Source organism: Streptomyces sp. NPDC029151, from assembly GCF_055564315.1.
Genome location: NZ_JBVHWQ010000008.1, coordinates 396,412 through 411,375 on the forward strand (window position 1 = coordinate 396,412; position 14,964 = coordinate 411,375).

The 14,964-nt window shown below is 74.1% G+C and carries 16 protein-coding genes; 8 read left to right on the forward strand and 8 right to left on the reverse strand.

What is annotated here, in order from left to right; translation table 11 throughout:
* Position 1: 1 nt before the first annotated feature.
* On the forward strand, positions 2–319 hold the full coding sequence (locus tag ACZ4VF_RS28930) for a hypothetical protein (protein ID WP_467929598.1): 318 nt from the start codon (positions 2–4) through the stop codon (positions 317–319).
* Positions 316–963, forward strand: a complete 648-nt coding sequence (locus ACZ4VF_RS28935; protein WP_467929599.1) for a hypothetical protein — start codon at positions 316–318, stop codon at positions 961–963. Before ACZ4VF_RS28930 ends, ACZ4VF_RS28935 begins: the two co-directional genes overlap by 4 nt.
* Before the next feature lie 27 nt (positions 964–990).
* Here ACZ4VF_RS28935 and ACZ4VF_RS28940 read toward each other — a convergent pair whose 3' ends face one another.
* Both ACZ4VF_RS28940 and ACZ4VF_RS28945 read right to left on the reverse strand, forming a co-directional pair.
* Positions 991–1,671: a L,D-transpeptidase family protein gene (locus tag ACZ4VF_RS28940; RefSeq protein WP_467929601.1), complete on the reverse strand. Its 681-nt coding sequence runs from the start codon at positions 1,669–1,671 to the stop codon at positions 991–993.
* On the reverse strand, positions 1,661–2,179 hold the full coding sequence (locus ACZ4VF_RS28945) for a SigE family RNA polymerase sigma factor (protein WP_467929602.1): 519 nt from the start codon (positions 2,177–2,179) through the stop codon (positions 1,661–1,663). The genes ACZ4VF_RS28940 and ACZ4VF_RS28945 overlap by 11 nt, the downstream gene beginning before the upstream one ends.
* A 186-nt stretch (positions 2,180–2,365) precedes the next feature.
* Here ACZ4VF_RS28945 and ACZ4VF_RS28950 point away from each other — a divergent pair, with 186 nt between their 5' ends.
* Together ACZ4VF_RS28950 and ACZ4VF_RS28955 are read left to right on the forward strand one after the other, a co-directional pair.
* A complete protein-coding gene (locus tag ACZ4VF_RS28950) occupies positions 2,366–3,367 on the forward strand; it encodes a L,D-transpeptidase (RefSeq protein ID WP_467929603.1) in 1,002 nt (333 codons plus the stop codon).
* An 82-nt stretch (positions 3,368–3,449) separates the two neighbouring features.
* A complete protein-coding gene (locus ACZ4VF_RS28955) occupies positions 3,450–4,802 on the forward strand; it encodes a M64 family metallopeptidase (protein ID WP_467929604.1) in 1,353 nt (450 codons plus the stop codon).
* Positions 4,803–4,821: 19 nt separating this feature from the next.
* Here ACZ4VF_RS28955 and ACZ4VF_RS28960 read toward each other — a convergent pair whose 3' ends face one another.
* Positions 4,822–5,472, reverse strand: coding sequence for a peroxiredoxin-like family protein (locus ACZ4VF_RS28960; RefSeq protein ID WP_467929606.1), 651 nt, complete (start codon positions 5,470–5,472; stop codon positions 4,822–4,824).
* A 95-nt stretch (positions 5,473–5,567) separates the two neighbouring features.
* Entirely contained in the window at positions 5,568–5,714 is a 147-nt protein-coding gene (locus ACZ4VF_RS28965; protein ID WP_467929607.1) for a hypothetical protein, read from the reverse strand.
* A gap of 119 nt (positions 5,715–5,833) precedes the next feature.
* Between ACZ4VF_RS28965 and ACZ4VF_RS28970 the strand changes: the two genes are divergently transcribed.
* The 4 genes from ACZ4VF_RS28970 to ACZ4VF_RS28985 all read left to right on the forward strand — a co-directional run bounded on the left by ACZ4VF_RS28970 (position 5,834) and on the right by ACZ4VF_RS28985 (position 12,102).
* Positions 5,834–6,433, forward strand: coding sequence for a TetR/AcrR family transcriptional regulator (locus ACZ4VF_RS28970; RefSeq protein WP_467929608.1), 600 nt, complete (start codon positions 5,834–5,836; stop codon positions 6,431–6,433).
* Between the two features lie 155 nt (positions 6,434–6,588).
* A complete protein-coding gene (locus ACZ4VF_RS28975) occupies positions 6,589–8,073 on the forward strand; it encodes an AAA family ATPase (RefSeq protein WP_467929610.1) in 1,485 nt (494 codons plus the stop codon).
* A 241-nt stretch (positions 8,074–8,314) separates the two neighbouring features.
* On the forward strand, positions 8,315–10,474 hold the full coding sequence (locus tag ACZ4VF_RS28980) for a hypothetical protein (RefSeq protein ID WP_467929611.1): 2,160 nt from the start codon (positions 8,315–8,317) through the stop codon (positions 10,472–10,474).
* Positions 10,475–10,479: 5 nt separating this feature from the next.
* On the forward strand, positions 10,480–12,102 hold the full coding sequence (locus ACZ4VF_RS28985; protein WP_467929612.1) for an ABC transporter substrate-binding protein: 1,623 nt from the start codon (positions 10,480–10,482) through the stop codon (positions 12,100–12,102).
* Between the two features lie 66 nt (positions 12,103–12,168).
* Here ACZ4VF_RS28985 and ACZ4VF_RS28990 read toward each other — a convergent pair whose 3' ends face one another.
* From ACZ4VF_RS28990 to ACZ4VF_RS29005, 4 genes are all read right to left on the reverse strand, one after another.
* The gene (locus tag ACZ4VF_RS28990) at positions 12,169–12,456 is read right to left on the reverse strand and encodes an SCO5918 family protein (protein ID WP_467929613.1); all 288 of its coding nucleotides are present in this window, start codon (positions 12,454–12,456) and stop codon (positions 12,169–12,171) included.
* Between the two features lie 13 nt (positions 12,457–12,469).
* Entirely contained in the window at positions 12,470–13,951 is a 1,482-nt protein-coding gene (locus tag ACZ4VF_RS28995) for a DEAD/DEAH box helicase (protein ID WP_467929615.1), read from the reverse strand.
* Positions 13,952–14,164: 213 nt separating this feature from the next.
* Complete coding sequence (locus tag ACZ4VF_RS29000; protein ID WP_031482971.1) at positions 14,165–14,368, reverse strand: cold-shock protein; 204 nt, start codon at positions 14,366–14,368, stop codon at positions 14,165–14,167.
* Between the two features lie 230 nt (positions 14,369–14,598).
* A complete protein-coding gene (locus ACZ4VF_RS29005) occupies positions 14,599–14,949 on the reverse strand; it encodes a helix-turn-helix domain-containing protein (protein ID WP_467929617.1) in 351 nt (116 codons plus the stop codon).
* Positions 14,950–14,964 lie beyond the last annotated feature (15 nt).

Sequence of the window (14,964 nt, forward strand, 5' to 3'; positions counted from 1 at the left end):
GGTGCCGCACCTCGCCAAGGACTACGAATCCGCTTACCTTCCGGACCAGACCGGGTTCCTCTGGGACTTCTCCGACGGCCGGCTGGTCATCACCGGTCTCTGCCCGGCCTGCTCCGGCGAGACCCGTCACCCGGTCCCGAGGAGCATCACGCCCGGCGCGGTGACCAAGGGCGGGGGTGCCTCCCCGGACGACGAGGAGGTGCCGCGCGAGGTGTTCATGCAGTGCCGGTGCCGCCGGCCCCACCCCGGGGACACCCGGGAGAGGGGCGGCTGCGGTGCCAAGTGGACGGCGGTACGGCAGACGGGCGCCGGTTCGTGACGTCGTCCGGGCGCTATCTGCCCGAGGAACTGGAGGCCGCCCAGCAGCGGCTGGACGCGATGGTCGAGGCCCAGCTGGAGATCGGGCGGTCACAGGCGGAGGGCTGGCGCAACTTCCTCACCGTCGCCTCCGGGCTGCTCGCCGCGGTGCTGGTCCTCAAGGGCCGGGAGAACGTCGCCGAACTCCCCGGCGGCTACCGGCCGGCGGTCGTCGTCCTGGTGGGGCTCGGGCTGGTCCTGCTGCTCGTCGCCGCGTTCGCCGCCGCGTCGGCCGCCAACGGCCGGCCCGGTGACGTGCTGGAGTACCCGCACGCGGCGAAGCTGCTGGCCTGGGAGGAGGAGGAGCGGAAGCGGATCGCGGACCGGATCCGCGACACCCGCTGGGCGACCGTGCTCGGGGTGGTGGCCACCGCGGCCGGCATCCTGGTCACCTGGGTGGCCCCGGCGCCGGACGACCCGGCCCAGACGGTCCGGGTGCAGACCAGGACGGAGACGCTGTGCGGGGAACTCCTCGCGGCCGACGGCAGCGGCGTCACGGTCAAGGTCAAGCCCCCGTCCGGCGGCGAGGGCAAGGGCAAGGAGACGGTCCGGCACCTCACCTGGCAGCGCGACGCGGTGAGCGTGGCCCCCGCCGACACGTGCTGACCCGGCACCACGCGCCGTCCTCGCGCCTCAGGTCCCCGCGCCGGTGATCACGACCTTGGCGCCGACGGCCGTGTGCGCGTACAGCCAGCGGGCGTCGGCGGTGCGCAGGCCGATCAGGCTCAGCGTGGACGCGCGGCGCCCGGGGACGTCGACCGTGCTCTCCGCGCCGTAGAGGTAGTGCGGCTGCCCCCCGGGCCCGAGGAAGGCCAGCACCCAGTCGTGCCGCGCCGTCTCGCCGGAGGGCGAGGCGCTGAACCGCGCGTGCCGCAGGCGCTCGGTGACCCGGGCGACGGCGTCGCCGCGGAACGGCTGGTTCATGCCGGGTGCGGAGACCGGGAACGTCCGTCCGCCCGCCCGGAGTTCGAGGGTGGTCAGGTCGATGCGGATGTCGCGGACGGGCGAGTCGTCGTCGGGGGACGGGGGCGGCGCCGGGGCGGTGGTGGAGGCGGTCGCGGCGGGCGGGGGCGCCGGCCGGTCGGCGGGGTCCAGCAGGGCCGTGGCGGCGAGGACGGCGGTGCCCGCGACGACGAGCCCCGCCGACACCAGTCCGGACCGGCGGGTGCGGCGGCGCAGCACGGCCCGCCGGCGTACGGCGGCACCGGAGCCGGGCGCGGGACGCCGGCCCTGTGCGGCGACCTCGCGCAGGGCGTCCGTGAGCCGGCCGGCGACGTCCTCGGGCGCGGCCGGTCCCGACGGGTCACGAGGCATGCGTGGCCTCCTTCGTCCCGGTCATGGTCTCAGCCTCCTCGGGCGACAGATGGCGGGCGAGCGCGGCCCGGCCCCGGGCCAGCCGGGCCTTGACCGTCCCCACGGGGGAGCCGGTCTCCGCGGCGATCTGGTCCACGCTCAGGTCGCACACGTGGTGGAGGACGACGGCCAGCCGTTGCGCCGGGGGCAGTTCGCGCAGGGCGGCGACCAGCGCGACGTGCTCGGGGCCGGGTCCGGGGGTCTGCTGCGGTGGCGTGTCGCCGCGGACGAGTTCCAGCCACCGGCGGGCCCGGCGGAAGCGGCTGACCGCGAGCCGGGTGGCGACCGTGCGGATCCACGCCTCCGGCGCCTCGGCCGCGTCGAAGGAGGCACGCCGGTCCCAGGCCCGTACGAAGGCCTCCTGCACCACGTCCTGCGCTTCGGCGTGGTCGCCGGTGAAGGCGTACAACTGCCCGACCAGGCGGGGGAAGGCGGTCGCGTAGAAGGCGTCGAACTCCTCCTCCGTCATCGGTCCCCCCGGTGTCCCCCTCGCGGAGAAGCGATCCTACGGGGCGGTCCCGAGCGGCGGTCCCGCGGCGGCGGTCCCGCGCCGGCACCCCTGCGACCGCGGCCGGAAAATCCCCCGGACCGGATGCAACCCGGGCCCCTCGCCGTGCGTACAGACGACGTCCGCACACATCAGGGGGGAACTTCCTTGTCCGCGCACCACTCCGCGCACCACTCCGCGCACCACTCCGCGCCCAACTCCGCGTCCCGCTCCACCCACCGAAGCCGCCGGCGTACGGTCCTCGGCGTCCTCACCGCGGCCTGCGCGCTCGTCCTCACCGCGACGGGCTGCGCGGCCACCACCTCGTCGGCCGCGACCGAGCCGACCCGCCCGGCCACCCCGCACACGCCCGCCGCGTCCGGCCGGACCGCGCCCGCCGTCCCCGAGCCGGCCGCCCTCGCGGGGGCCAGGGTCAACGTCGGCGAGGGCGCCACCGTCGGCGTCGGCATGCCGATATCCGTGACCTTCCCGCACCCGGTCCCGCCCGCCCGGCGCGCGGCGGTCGAACACTGGCTCGCCGTCGGCGCGAAGCCCGCCGTCTCCGGCGCCTGGAGCTGGGTGAAGGACCGCAACCTCCTCGACGGGCAGCGCGTCGACTACCGTCCGCCCGCCTACTGGAAGCCCGGCACCCGCGTCACCCTGCGCGTCGGCTCCCACGCCGTACGGCACTTCACCGTCGGCCGCTCGCTGACCGCGACCGTCGACGTGCGACGCCACCTCATGACCGTCACCGAGGACGGCAGGCCCGTCACCCGTATCCCGGTCACCGCGGGACGGCCCGGTCTGGACACCTGGAACGGGACGATGGTGGTGATGGACAAGCAGCCGAAGGTCTTGATGGACTCGCGGACCGTCGGCCTCGGCGACGCCTACCACGGCTACTACGCCTGGGCGGTGCACGTCACCACCTCCGGCACCTACGTCCACCAGAACCCCAACGCCGACACCTACGCCGGCCGGTCCAACGTCACCCACGGCTGTGTCGGCCTGGCCACCGACGGCACCGCCGAACGCTTCTACCGGCGGGTCATCCCCGGTGACGTCATCCGCGTCACCGGCTCCCTGGAGACGGTGGAGGCGGGCAACGGCTACGGCGACTGGAACCTCACCTGGTCCCAGTGGCTGGCCCACAGCGCCTCGAAGGCGTAGCCGCCAACTTGGCCGGTGCCCTTGCCACTTGAGGAGCCCGCTCCTAAGTTAAGCGCGCTGTTAAGTGCGTTTAACCCCTCACTTGAGCGAGGTCACCGTGCCGTACCGCGCAAGACCGCACCGCCGTTGGACGCGTACCGTCGCGCGCGACCTCACCCTGGCCCTCGCCGTCGTGGCGGCGTGGGCCGGCGGGGCCGCTCCGGGGCGGGCCGAGGCGGCCGTCCCGCCGGAGCCGACCCAGCGCGTCGAGTACTTCCCTGGCCCCGGGGCGGAGCCGCGCCAGGCGACCGTCCCGGCGGACGCGCCGGCCGCCGTCGGAGCCGGCCGCCTGCCGGGCCGCGCCCCGTCCGACCCGGCGGTGCGTCCGCTCCAGCGGACCGGTCCGGTGTCGGGGCGGCTGGACCTGGTGGTGATGGGTGACGGCTACACCGCCGACGAGCAGGCCGAGTTCGCGGCGGACGCCGAGGAGAAACTCGACGCGATCTTCCGGATCGAGCCGTACCGGAGTTATCGCGGCCTCTTCAACGTCTGGCTGGTCGACGCCGTCTCCGCCGAGTCCGGGGTCTCCGGCGACCCCACGGCGGACGTGGTGCGCAGGACCGCGCTCGGCTCGTCCTTCTTCTGTGACGGCATCGAACGGCTGCTGTGCGTGGATACGGGCGCGGTCGCGCGGTACGCCGCCCTGGCCCCGGACGCCGACGTCGTCTTCGTCGTCGCCCACTCCGCCAAGTACGGCGGAGCCGGCTACTCCGCCCCCGACCTGCCGCCGGGCTCCCCCTTCCACGGCGTGGCGACGATGTCCTCCGGGAACGACCGGTCGTACCTCATAGGCGCCCATGAACTGGGCCACTCCATAGGCGGGTTGGCCGACGAGTACCAGTACCCGGGCTACGGCGCCTACCCCTGGTCCCAGGAGCCCGCCGCGGCCAACCTCACCCTGCCGCGCGACCCGGCCGAGGCGAAGTGGGCCCGCTGGGCCGGGGTCCAGGACCCGACCGGCTCGGTCGTCGGGACGTACGAGGGCGGCGGTTACTACGAGACCGGCATCCACCGTCCGACCGACACGTCGATCATGCGCACCCTGGCCTCGACCGAGTTCAGCGTCGTCGGACGCGAGGCGATGATCGACGGCTTCTACGCCGACGCGGACGCGCTGACCTCCTCGGTCCCGACCGCCGAGCCGGTGCGTGCCGGCCGGCCGCTGACCGTGCGCCTCGCCCCGCTGACCGGCCTCGCCGACCTCCGCCTCACCTGGTCCGTCGACGGCAAGGCCGTCCCGTGGGCGGCCGGCCTGCGCTCGGTGACCCCGCGCGCGCTGGGTGTCCGCGGCCACGGGCACCGGGTCACCGCGGCCGTGACCGACCGTACGGCCGCCCTGCGGGACCCGGCGGTGCGCGCCCGCGCGGCCGGCTCCCTCACCTGGGCCGTACGGTGAACTCCCCTGTCCGCGGCGCTCAGTCCAGCTCGTCGAGGGCCGCGAGGACGTCGGCGGGCTCGGCGCGGGCGGTGTAGTCGGTGTCCACGAAGGCCCAGCGGACGGTGCCCGCCCGGTCGATGACGTAGGTGGCCGGCAGCGGCAGGGTGCGCGGGTGGCCGCCGTTGACGCGCTGGAGGTCGAAGCCGAGCCGGTCGTAGACGGCGGCGAGGTCGTCGGGCAGGTCGAAGGCGAGACCGTACTGCTTGGCGGTGTCGGAGCCGATGTCGCTGAGCACCTCGAAGGCGAGTCCGTGCTTCTCGGTGAGGCCGAGGGACTCGTCGGGGATCTGCGGGGAGACGGCGACGAGACGGGCGCCCCGGGCGGTGATGCCGTCGTGGTGCCGCTGGAGGGCGCGCAGCGCGATGTTGCAGTACGGGCACCAGGCGCCCCGGTAGAAGGTCAGCACGACCGGGCCCTCGGCGAGCAGCTCCTCCAGGGCCACCGTGCGGCCGGACGCGGAGGGCAGGCGGAACCCGGGGGCGCGGTCGCCGACGGCGAGGGCGTGGTCGGCCTGCCCGGAGTCGGCGAGTTCCCGGCCCGCCCGCTGCATGATCTCCCGCACCTCGGCGGGGATCTGCTGCTGGCGGGCCTCGTAGAAGGTGCGCAGTTCGGCGTTGAGGCTGGTCATGGGGGACTCCTCCCGGGCGGCGGCCGACGCCCTTACCTGAAACGTTCGTTCCAAGATAGCGGCAGGGTGTGGCCCGGCGCCAGGCGTGTCGACGGTCAGAGGGTCGTGAACGGGCGGTGGTCCGCCAGGGCGAGCGCGCGCACGAACTCGCGCAGGCGGACCGCCGTACGGGCCAGCAGACGCAGGGGCGGGGGTGCCTGGCGGCCGTAGGCGGCCCGCCACAGCGGGGGTATGCGGGTCATGGCCGCAGGATCGCGCCGGGGCCGTCCGCGGTGGCGCATCGTGGACGAACCTGGACGCCTTTGCCGCGCGAGGCCCGGCGAGTATCTTGGAATCAGGATTTCAAGATGGTGGGTGGGACATGCCGGACATCAAGCACTTCGATCCGGACGCGGCCCTGGACACGGTGGTGCGGCTGTTCTGGAAGCAGGGCATGGCCACCACCGGGATCCAGGACATCGTGACCGCGACCGGCCTCAACCGCTCCAGCCTGTACGCCACGTTCGGCGGCAAGCAGGAGCTGTACCTGGCCGCGCTGCGCCGCTACCTGGAGCTGCGCTCCCGGCCGGTGTTCCGCCGGCTCGCGGAGGACGACCGCGGACTGCCCGCCGTCGCCGAGTTCTTCGACGGCCTGATCGAGGCGCGCTGCGCGGGTGAGTACGCCCGCTGGGGGTGCATGGTCTCCAACGCCCACGCGGGCGCCGAGAACGGCGACCCGGAGGTCCGGGCCGTCCTCGACCGGCACCACCAGGAGCTGCGGGACGCGCTGTACGCGGCGCTCGTCACGGCCGAGGGGCGCGGGCAGCTGGCCCCGGGCGCCGACCCGGCCGCCGCGGCCGACCTGCTGGCCCTGCTCGCCTACGGGGTGAACCTGCGCTCCCGCGCCGGTGCCGACGCGCGGGCCCTGTACGGCACCGTGGCCGCCGCGCTGGGCTCCCTCGGCCGGCCGGCGGCCGCGTGAGGCCCTGACGGGGCGTCCGGAACCTGCCGGCGGCGTGTCCGGAACCCGGGAACCGCTTGACAGCCGAGACCCTCCGTCCTCTAACTTGAAACGACTGTTCCAAGTTGATCGTTCCAAGTTGATCGTGGCCAGGTGTCCCATGGGGGAGGATGTTCGTGCCGCAGGTACTGGACCCGGGAGAAGCCCGCACGATGGACGAGTTCATCGCGCAGCTGCGGCTGTTGAAGGCGTGGGCCGGCAACCCGTCGATCACCGAGATCACCCGCCGAGTCCACCGGGACTGGCAGCGGGCCGGCCGGCCGCGCAACGAGTGGCCCGCCCGCTCGACCGTCGGCAACTGCTTCCAGCTGGGCCGCCGGCGCCCCAACTCGGACCTCTTACTGGCCGTCGTCCGGGTGCTCGTCCGCGGTGAGGAGGCCGCCGTCTCCCCGTGGCGGCAGGCGCTGCGCACGGTGCTCGGCGAGGCCGAGGCGGCCGCCCGCGTCAGCGCCTACGACCGGTTGCCCCCCGCCCCGGCCGTGTTCCTCGGCCGCGCCCGGCCGGCGGCCGGAACCGCGGCGGCGCTGCGGGCGGACGGCCCGGCCGGCGTCGTGGTGCTGGACGGGCCGGCCGGGGTGGGGAAGACCTCGCTCGCCCTCCACGTGGCCCGCCGGCTGCACGCCCGACGGCCGGCCGGCACCCCCGTCCTCTTCGCCGACCTCCGCGGACACGCCCCGAGCGGCCCGGCCGCCGACCCGGCCGCGGTACTGGAGACGTTCCTGCGGCTGCTCGGGGTCGCCGGGGACCGCGTCCCGCACGGAGCCGACACCCGGTGCGCGCTGTACCGGCGGCTGCTGGCCGGGACCGGCGCCCTGGTCGTCCTGGACGACGCGGCGGACGCGGACCAGATCCGCGCGCTGCTGCCGGACGACCCCGGCTGCCGTGTCCTCGTCACCAGCCGCCGGGCCCTGTGCCCGCCCGGTGCCACGCGCCTGTCCGTGCCGCCGCTGGCACCGGCCGCGTCGGTGGAGCTGCTGCGGAGGACGGCGGGGGCCGGACGCGACGACACGGACACCGGGGCGCTGCGCCGGATCGCCGCCGACCTCGGCCACCTGCCGCTCGCGCTGACCGTGATCGGCCGGCACATGCGGGACCACCCCGGCTGGACGCTGGACGACTACGACCGCGAGCCCGTCATCACCCTGGCCCTGGAGGACGGCGCCCGCAGCGCGCTGGCCGCCTCCGACGCACGGCTCACCGCGGGCGCGCGCCGGCTGCTGCGCCTCCTCGCCCTGCACCCGCTGCCGCGCACCGACCTCGCGGGCGCCGCCGCGCTCGCGGGCGAGGGGGAGCGGACCGTCCGCGACCACCTCGACGCCCTCACCGCGGCGCACCTGCTGACGGAGCCCGAACCCGGCCGGTTCCGGCTGCACGAGCTGGTCCGCGCCTACGCGGAGGAACGTATCTGCGTGGATCTGCCGGGCACATCGATCCGCCAGGCCCTCGGCCGGGTCCTCGCCCACTGCGCCATCGCCCACCCCGCCCGCGCGGTCCCCGCGCCCCGCGAACTCCCCGTCCTGCGGCGCCTGACCGGCCGCAGCGTCTGGGCGGAGGTGCCCCACGCCGGAACGGCGGGCGGAGCGCGCGCGCTGGCGGCGTGACGTGCTCGCCGCCGCCACCGGTTCCGCGAGGCCGGTACGGCGGCGTACCCCACGACGTAGGGGAGTCACGGCCTCGCGGGGGCGTCGGCGCGGCCCCGCCCCCGCGGTCTCGTCCCACCTCCCGCTCCCGCCAACTTCCTTTCCTGTGACCACTCTTGGCGGAAGCGAACGCTCCGTGTTCCACTGATCTCTCTGCGCCACATCACCCGCTCACGGGCGGGCGAGCATCCACGAGGGATCCGTGTGTGAAGACCTGGGGTTCGAGAAACTCCTCGGTGAAGAAGGCTTCTTCGCGCGCCTGCTCGGACGGTCACCGTCGGGCGGCGGCCGGGAGCCCCTGTACGGCCCGGACCTTCCCGTGGTGCTGCTCACCGGCGGCCCGGGCATGGGCAAGGCGCGGCTGCTGCGGACGGTACGCGACCGCTTCGCCGCCAAGGTGCCGGTGATCCACCTGGACTGCGGCTCGCCGCTCCACGCGGACCGGGCCGAGCCGGAGCCGGACGCCCGCTCGGCCGCGACCGAGCTGCTCGTCGAGGCCGCCCGGCGGCTCTCCACCTGGCAGGGCACGGGCGGCTCCTTCGCCTTCCCCCGGCTCTTCGCGGGGCTCGCGGTGATCGCCACCGGCGTCGCGGAGGGCACCCCGGAGGCGGTGGCCACCGAGGTCGAGCGGTACGCGGACCTCCCCCAGCGCCAGCGGCTGCGCGGCCTCGCGGCGGGCGACTTCTGGCGCGGTGTGCTCGGCGGGGCCGTCCGCAACCTGCTGACGACCCTGGCCGGACAGACCCTCGACCCCTACTCGGCCTCCGCGAGCACCGCGCTGATCGACGCCCTCTTCGCCGGCCTGGCCCCCCGCGGCAAGGCCGAGCTGGCCCGGATCTACGGCGCCTACCCCAACGCGGCCGACCAGCCCGAGCACGGCCTGCGCGCCCTCGCCGCCGACTTCCGGGCCGGCGGCGAGGGGCGGGAGCTGGCGGAGAGCTTCCTCTTCCGGGCCCTGCGCGAGGACCTGGAGGCGGCCTACGCGTCGGCTTCCGGCTGGCTGCGCCGCGTCGGCCGCCCGGCGCTGCTGCTGGACCGCGCCGACACGCCGCTCGGCGAGCGGCTGCTGCGCGCCGTGCTCGACGACCGCCGCAACGGCCGGCGCGACCGCGTGGTGGTCGTCGGCACGGCCCGCCGGGCGGACGGCGGCGCCTTCCTGTACGGGGGACTGCCGCCCCGCGAGCTCCCGGCGCCGGCGGAGTTCCGGCCCGCCGACGGCGTACCGCCCACCTGGACCCGGCGCACCGGCCCCGACGGCGACCGGGCCCCGCTGGCCGGCGGGGTGCTCCTGCTGCGGATGCCGTACCTCACCGGGGACCAGCTCCGCCGGGAGACCGAGCGCAGACAGCGGTCGGCGGAGCCGGAGGGCGGCGCCCATCGCCGCCGTGTCGACGCCGCCGTGGCCCGGCTGAGCGGGGGACGGCCGCACACGGTGATCCGGCTGGCCGAGGCCGTCGCCGCGTTCCGCATGGAGGCGGACGCCAACGACCGGGACATCCTCGACGCCCCGCTGCGGTCCCCGGGCGACGGCGGCCCCGAACGGCCCGTGGCGGACGTCCTGCTGAAGGAACTGGTGCTGGACCAGCTGCCGGTGCGGTTGCCGGCCGAGCACCGGGACCAGTGGCTCGACCTGCTCACCCACCTGTCGGTGGCGCACGACGAGGAGTGCGCGGACGTCCTGCTGCGCCACCACCAGTCCGGCCGCGTCCACCGCCTGACGGCGCACCACGTCGCCCAGCTGCTCACCGACACCGGGTGGCCCGCCTGCGAACGGCACTTCATCGGGGACTTCGGGCTGCGCCAGCTCCTGGTGCACCGGCTGTACCGGCTGCGCCCGGACGGCGCCGCCTGGTACGCCGACCACCACCTGCTGCGCGACCACTACACCGGATGGCCGGAGGGCGCACGGGGCGGCGCGTTCCGTTCGGTCGTGGCGCACCGGATGAACCACCACCTGGTCTCCGGAGGCGTGGACGACGTGGTCGGCCACCTGGCCGCCACGCTGCCCGGCCGTCCCGCGGAGTGGTGCGCGGAGCTGCTGGAGATCGCCCAGGCGCCGTACCCGGGCGGCGTCGACGCGCGCCGGCAGCGCGCCGAGGGCCGGGTGGAGGTGGCCGGGCCGGCGCTGCGCCGCACGGTCGACCAGCTGCTGCACGCCGTGTGGCTGTGCGAGGAGCGCACCCGGCCGACCGGGAAGGAGACGGCCGGCACCCTGGAGAAGCTGCTGGACCTCCTCTCGATCATGGAGTTCGACGGCGCCGGACAGCTCGGCCGGACGGCCGCCGACTGGAGCGCCCTGGCGGAGAACGAGCAGCCGTTGCTGCGCTGTACCTGCACCGAACAGCTCGGGCGACGGAGGTAGCGGGGATGCCCAGGTGGAAGAAGTTCCTCTACACGATCCTGATCACGGCGGTGGCCGTGGCGGCGGGCTGGTTCGGCTGGTCCCAGCTCATGAAACCGGACACCTGCGCCGACGGGATCGAGCGGATCGGCGGCGAGTGCATCGGCGTCGACGGCGAGGGCTACGACTTCGGCACCCCGGAGATCAGCGCCGTGGCCCGGGCCATCGCCGAGGAGAACAGGAGGATCGAGGGCCAGCCCCATGTGACCGTGGCGATGATGACGCCGCTCCAGTCGGACAGGCCGGCGCTGCGGCGGCAGATGCGCAGCGACCTCCAGGGCGCCTACCTGGGCCAGCTCCAGGCCAACAAGGGCGAGGGGGAACCGCCCAGGATCCGGCTGGTCCTCGCCAACCCCGGGCGGGACTACGGGCAGCAGGCGAAGGTCGTGGACACCCTGCTGCGCATGGCCGCCTCTCCTGAGGACCGGCTGCGCGCCGTCACCGGGTTCAACCTCAGTCTCGACAGCACGGAGGACGCGGTCCGGCGCCTGACGGACCACAAGGTCCCGGTGCTCGCCTCCCGGATCAGCGGCGACCAGATCGCCAACGAGGACGGGGCGGACGGGATGGCGAAGCCGCGGTTCCCCGGACTGGCCCGCATCATCCCCACCAACGGCGACGCGGCGCAGGCGCTGGCCGACTTCAACGGCGACCGCGGCCGGGAGAACCGCAGGACGGTGCTGGTCCACGACACCCGGCCGGACAACTACGACGAGTCGCTGGCGAAGGCGTTCAGCGGCATCGAGGAGAAGGGGCCGCCCGGTCCCGCCCCGATGTCCTTCGAGTCCCCGGCGATCGACGAGGCGGGCTCGACGGGCAACCAGTTCACCCAGATAGCCAACAACATCTGCGACTCGGACGCCGACACCGTCTACTTCGCGGGACGCGCCCTGCACCTGCGGATCTTCGCCCTGAAACTCGCCCAGGTGGGCTGCGAGAACCGGCACTACACGATCGTCAGCGGCTCCGACGCGGCCTCGCTGCGGCAGGACATGAAGGAGAAGGACTGGGAGCAGCTGCGCGGTACGGACGGCAGGCCCAGGGTGACCGTGCAGTACGCGGCCCCCGCGCACCCCGACGCCTGGACCACCGAGCTGGCCGGCTGGACCCGGAGCTGGGCCAGGACCCACCACCGCCGGCCCACCGCGAACGAACTCCCCCAGTACCTCAGCGAGCCCAAGGCGGCCCTGGACGGCCTGCGGAACCTGATCGGGTCCACCCGTCGACAGGGCGTCGACCTCGGCCCCGGCCCGGACCTGGAGGACTCCCGGACGATGCTCGTCTACGACGGCCTCGTCACCATCGGCACCGCGCTGCACCAGATGCAGAGCGGCAACGCCGGGACCGTGCCCCGTCCGGAGGACGTCGGCAGGGAGTGGTCCCAGCTCCAGTCCCGGCACCGGGTGCACGGCACGAGCGGCCTGATCTGCCTGACCAGCGGCGGCAACGCCTACGACAAACCGGTGGCCGTGGTCGAACTGGACCCCGGCCGGCAGAGCGGCCGGGGGAAGCTGAAGTTCGTCGGTCTGGGCTGGCCCACCGGCCGGGAACAGCCGAGGAACTGCGTGATTCCCAGCCGTACGCCGTGAACGGGCGTGGACCGCTCCGGGCGTCCCGGGCCGTGGTGCCGCCGCCCGGGACCGTTACCGGCCGCGTCACCAGCCGAGCGGGTCCTCCCCGGCCAGCGAGGCCTGGGTCGGTGCGACCGGGGGCGTGTCGTGGCAGGTGAAGCCGAGGCGGGTCAGGGCCCGGCGCATCTCGGTGACCGTGAAGTCGCGGCGGTTCTGCCTGGTGATCACCTCTCCGACCTGCATCACGGGGTAGACGTGAGAGCCGATGGTGACGGAGACGCTGGTGACGGGTTCGGGCGTGATGCCGCTCATGGACTGTTCGACCTCACTCTTGATCAGGTCGAACGGGAAACGGGCGATGACACAGCGCATGGGTGCCTCCTTGCTACGGGTTGTTCCTCCGGGCGGGCCGACGGCCCCGGGCGGCGGTGGTCCGGCCCCTGCGGCGCCGTCCCGGGGATCCGTTGCCCTCGCGCGGACCGTCGGCCGGCGCGGCGATGGTGACGGGCACGCCGGAGGGGATCTGGGCGCCGGTGATGCGGTGCAGTTCGGCCTCGCCCGGGCGGACCCGGGCGGTGCTCGGGGTGATGCCGGCGTCGGCCATCAAGCGGTCCATCGCGCGCCGCTGGTGCGGCAGGACGAGGGTGACGACGGTGCCGGACTCGCCGGCACGCGCGGTACGGCCGCCGCGGTGCAGGTAGTCCTTGTGGTCGCCGGGCGGGTCGACGTTCACGACGAGGTCCAGGCCTTCGACGTGGATGCCGCGGGCGGCGACGTTGGTGGCCACCAGAGCCGTGACCTGGCCGCCCTTGAACTGCGCCAGCGTCCGGTTGCGCTGCGGCTGGGACTTGCCGCCGTGCAGGGCCGCGGCCCGCACACCGACGGACAGCAGGTGCTTGGCCAGCCGGTCCACCGCGTGCTTGGTGTCCAGGAACATGATCACGCGTCCGTCGCGGGCGGCGATCTCGGTCGCGGCGGTGTGCTTGTCGTCGTCGTGGACGTGCAGCAGGTGGTGCTCCATCGTGGTGACCGCTCCCGCGGACGGGTCGACGGAGTGCACGACGGGGTCGTGCAGGTAGCGGCGCACCAGGAGGTCGATGTTGCGGTCCAGGGTGGCCGAGAACAGCAACCGCTGGCCGTCGGCCGGGACCTGGTCGAGCAGCGCGGTGACCTGCGGCATGAAGCCCATGTCGGCCATCTGGTCGGCCTCGTCCAGGACGGTGACCGCGACCTCGTCCAGCCGGCAGGCCCCGCGTTCGATGAGGTCCTTGAGGCGGCCGGGCGTCGCGACGACGACCTCCGCGCCGGCGCGCAGCGCACTCGTCTGACGGCCGATCGACACCCCGCCCACCACGGTGGCGAGCCGCAGCCGCAGCGCGCGGGCGTACGGGGTGAGCGCGTCGGTGACCTGCTGGGCCAGTTCCCGGGTCGGGACGAGGACGAGGGCGAGCGGCTGCCCGGGCTGGGCCCGCTGCCCGTCCAGACGGGCGATCACCGGCAGGCCGAAGGCGAGCGTCTTGCCCGAGCCCGTACGACCCCGGCCCAGGACGTCGCGGCCCGCCAGCGCGTTCGGCAGCGTGGCCCCCTGGATCGGGAACGGCACGGTCACGCCCTCGGTGCTCAGGGCGGCCAGCAGCCGTGCGGGCATGTCGAGTTCCGCGAAGGTCTCGACCGCCGGCAGCGGTTCGGTGAGCGTGACCGGCAGGGCGAACTCCTGACGGCGGGGGGCGGGGCGTGCGCCCTGGCCGGTCTTGCGTCCGGTGCCGGGGCGGGGGCCCTGCCGGCCCGTGCCCTGCGTACGGAAGCGGCTGCCGGAAGCGGAGCCCGCCGAACGCGCGGACCTGTCCGAGCGACGGGTGCGGTTCATGAAGGAACCTTCCTCGATGCGGCGTATCGAGGAATTCCGTCCGCCGGTGACGACCGCGCGAGGATTCGCAAGAATGAGCCGAAGGTAAAAAGAAAAAGAAAAGCCGGCGGAATGCGGCTGAAATGATGAATGGGCTGAGGCCCGCACCCCGAGAGCGCGGGCCCCAGCCACATCATGCGTGAGCCACGGGCTCACGACGCGTTCGCGTCAGCGTCAGGCGGGAACGATGTTCTCGGCCTGCGGGCCCTTCTGGCCCTGCGTGACGTCGAAGGTAACCTTCTGGCCTTCCTGAAGCTCGCGGAAGCCCTGGGTGGCGATGTTCGAGTAGTGGGCGAAGACGTCCGGGCCGCCACCCTCCTGCTCGATGAAGCCGAAGCCCTTTTCCGCGTTGAACCACTTCACGGTGCCAGATGCCATATTGAATCTCCCTTGGGGGGCAGTGCCGGACTTCGCACCTTGCGAAGCCGAGTCGCCGCGATGATCACCCCTCCGGAAAGATCCGGAAAGCTCTGCAAAGAAAGAATCTCTGGCAACCAAAACTGCAACTGCTATCACGCTAACACAGGCCGGATGGACGCGGCGAGACGTTTTCGCGGGTGTCCCGCAATCATCCTGCCGCGCCTGTGGGTATTTCTGCAGTGGCGAGACTAGATATCCGCGCCGCGCCCGCCCGGCCCCTGGTCCAGCTTCCGGCGCATGTCCCGGTTCAGGCGCAGGGCGTCGTCCAGCTGGTCCTCGAGGGAGACGATGCGGCACGCGGCCTCCACGGGGGTGCCCTGGTCGACCAGCTCACGGGCACGGGCGGCGACGCGCAACTGGCGGCGTGAGTAGCGGCGGTGGCCGCCCTCCGAGCGGAGCGGGGTGATCAGCCCGGCTTCGCCGACGGCCCGGAGGAAGGCGGGAGTGGTGCCGAGAACGTCGGCGGCCCGCCCCATGGTGTAGGCGGGGTAGTCGTCGTCGTCCAGGTTGCCGGCGACAGCGGCGTTCTCAGCGGGCATAGCACCTTCGTTTCG

Excerpts from the sequence above, each read along its gene's own strand:
- ACZ4VF_RS28970 (WP_467929608.1), top strand. The coding sequence starts at position 5,834 with ATGCCGGACATCAAGCACTTCGATCCGGACGCGGCCCTGGACACGGTG.
- ACZ4VF_RS28990 (WP_467929613.1), bottom strand. The coding sequence starts at position 12,456 with ATGCGCTGTGTCATCGCCCGTTTCCCGTTCGACCTGATCAAGAGTGAG.
- ACZ4VF_RS28985 (WP_467929612.1), top strand. The coding sequence starts at position 10,480 with ATGCCCAGGTGGAAGAAGTTCCTCTACACGATCCTGATCACGGCGGTG.
- ACZ4VF_RS28965 (WP_467929607.1), bottom strand. The coding sequence starts at position 5,714 with ATGACCCGCATACCCCCGCTGTGGCGGGCCGCCTACGGCCGCCAGGCA.
- ACZ4VF_RS29000 (WP_031482971.1), bottom strand. The coding sequence starts at position 14,368 with ATGGCATCTGGCACCGTGAAGTGGTTCAACGCGGAAAAGGGCTTCGGC.
- ACZ4VF_RS28945 (WP_467929602.1), bottom strand. The coding sequence starts at position 2,179 with ATGACGGAGGAGGAGTTCGACGCCTTCTACGCGACCGCCTTCCCCCGC.
- ACZ4VF_RS28960 (WP_467929606.1), bottom strand. The coding sequence starts at position 5,472 with ATGACCAGCCTCAACGCCGAACTGCGCACCTTCTACGAGGCCCGCCAG.
- ACZ4VF_RS28940 (WP_467929601.1), bottom strand. The coding sequence starts at position 1,671 with ATGCCTCGTGACCCGTCGGGACCGGCCGCGCCCGAGGACGTCGCCGGC.
- ACZ4VF_RS29005 (WP_467929617.1), bottom strand. The coding sequence starts at position 14,949 with ATGCCCGCTGAGAACGCCGCTGTCGCCGGCAACCTGGACGACGACGAC.
- ACZ4VF_RS28995 (WP_467929615.1), bottom strand. The coding sequence starts at position 13,951 with ATGAACCGCACCCGTCGCTCGGACAGGTCCGCGCGTTCGGCGGGCTCC.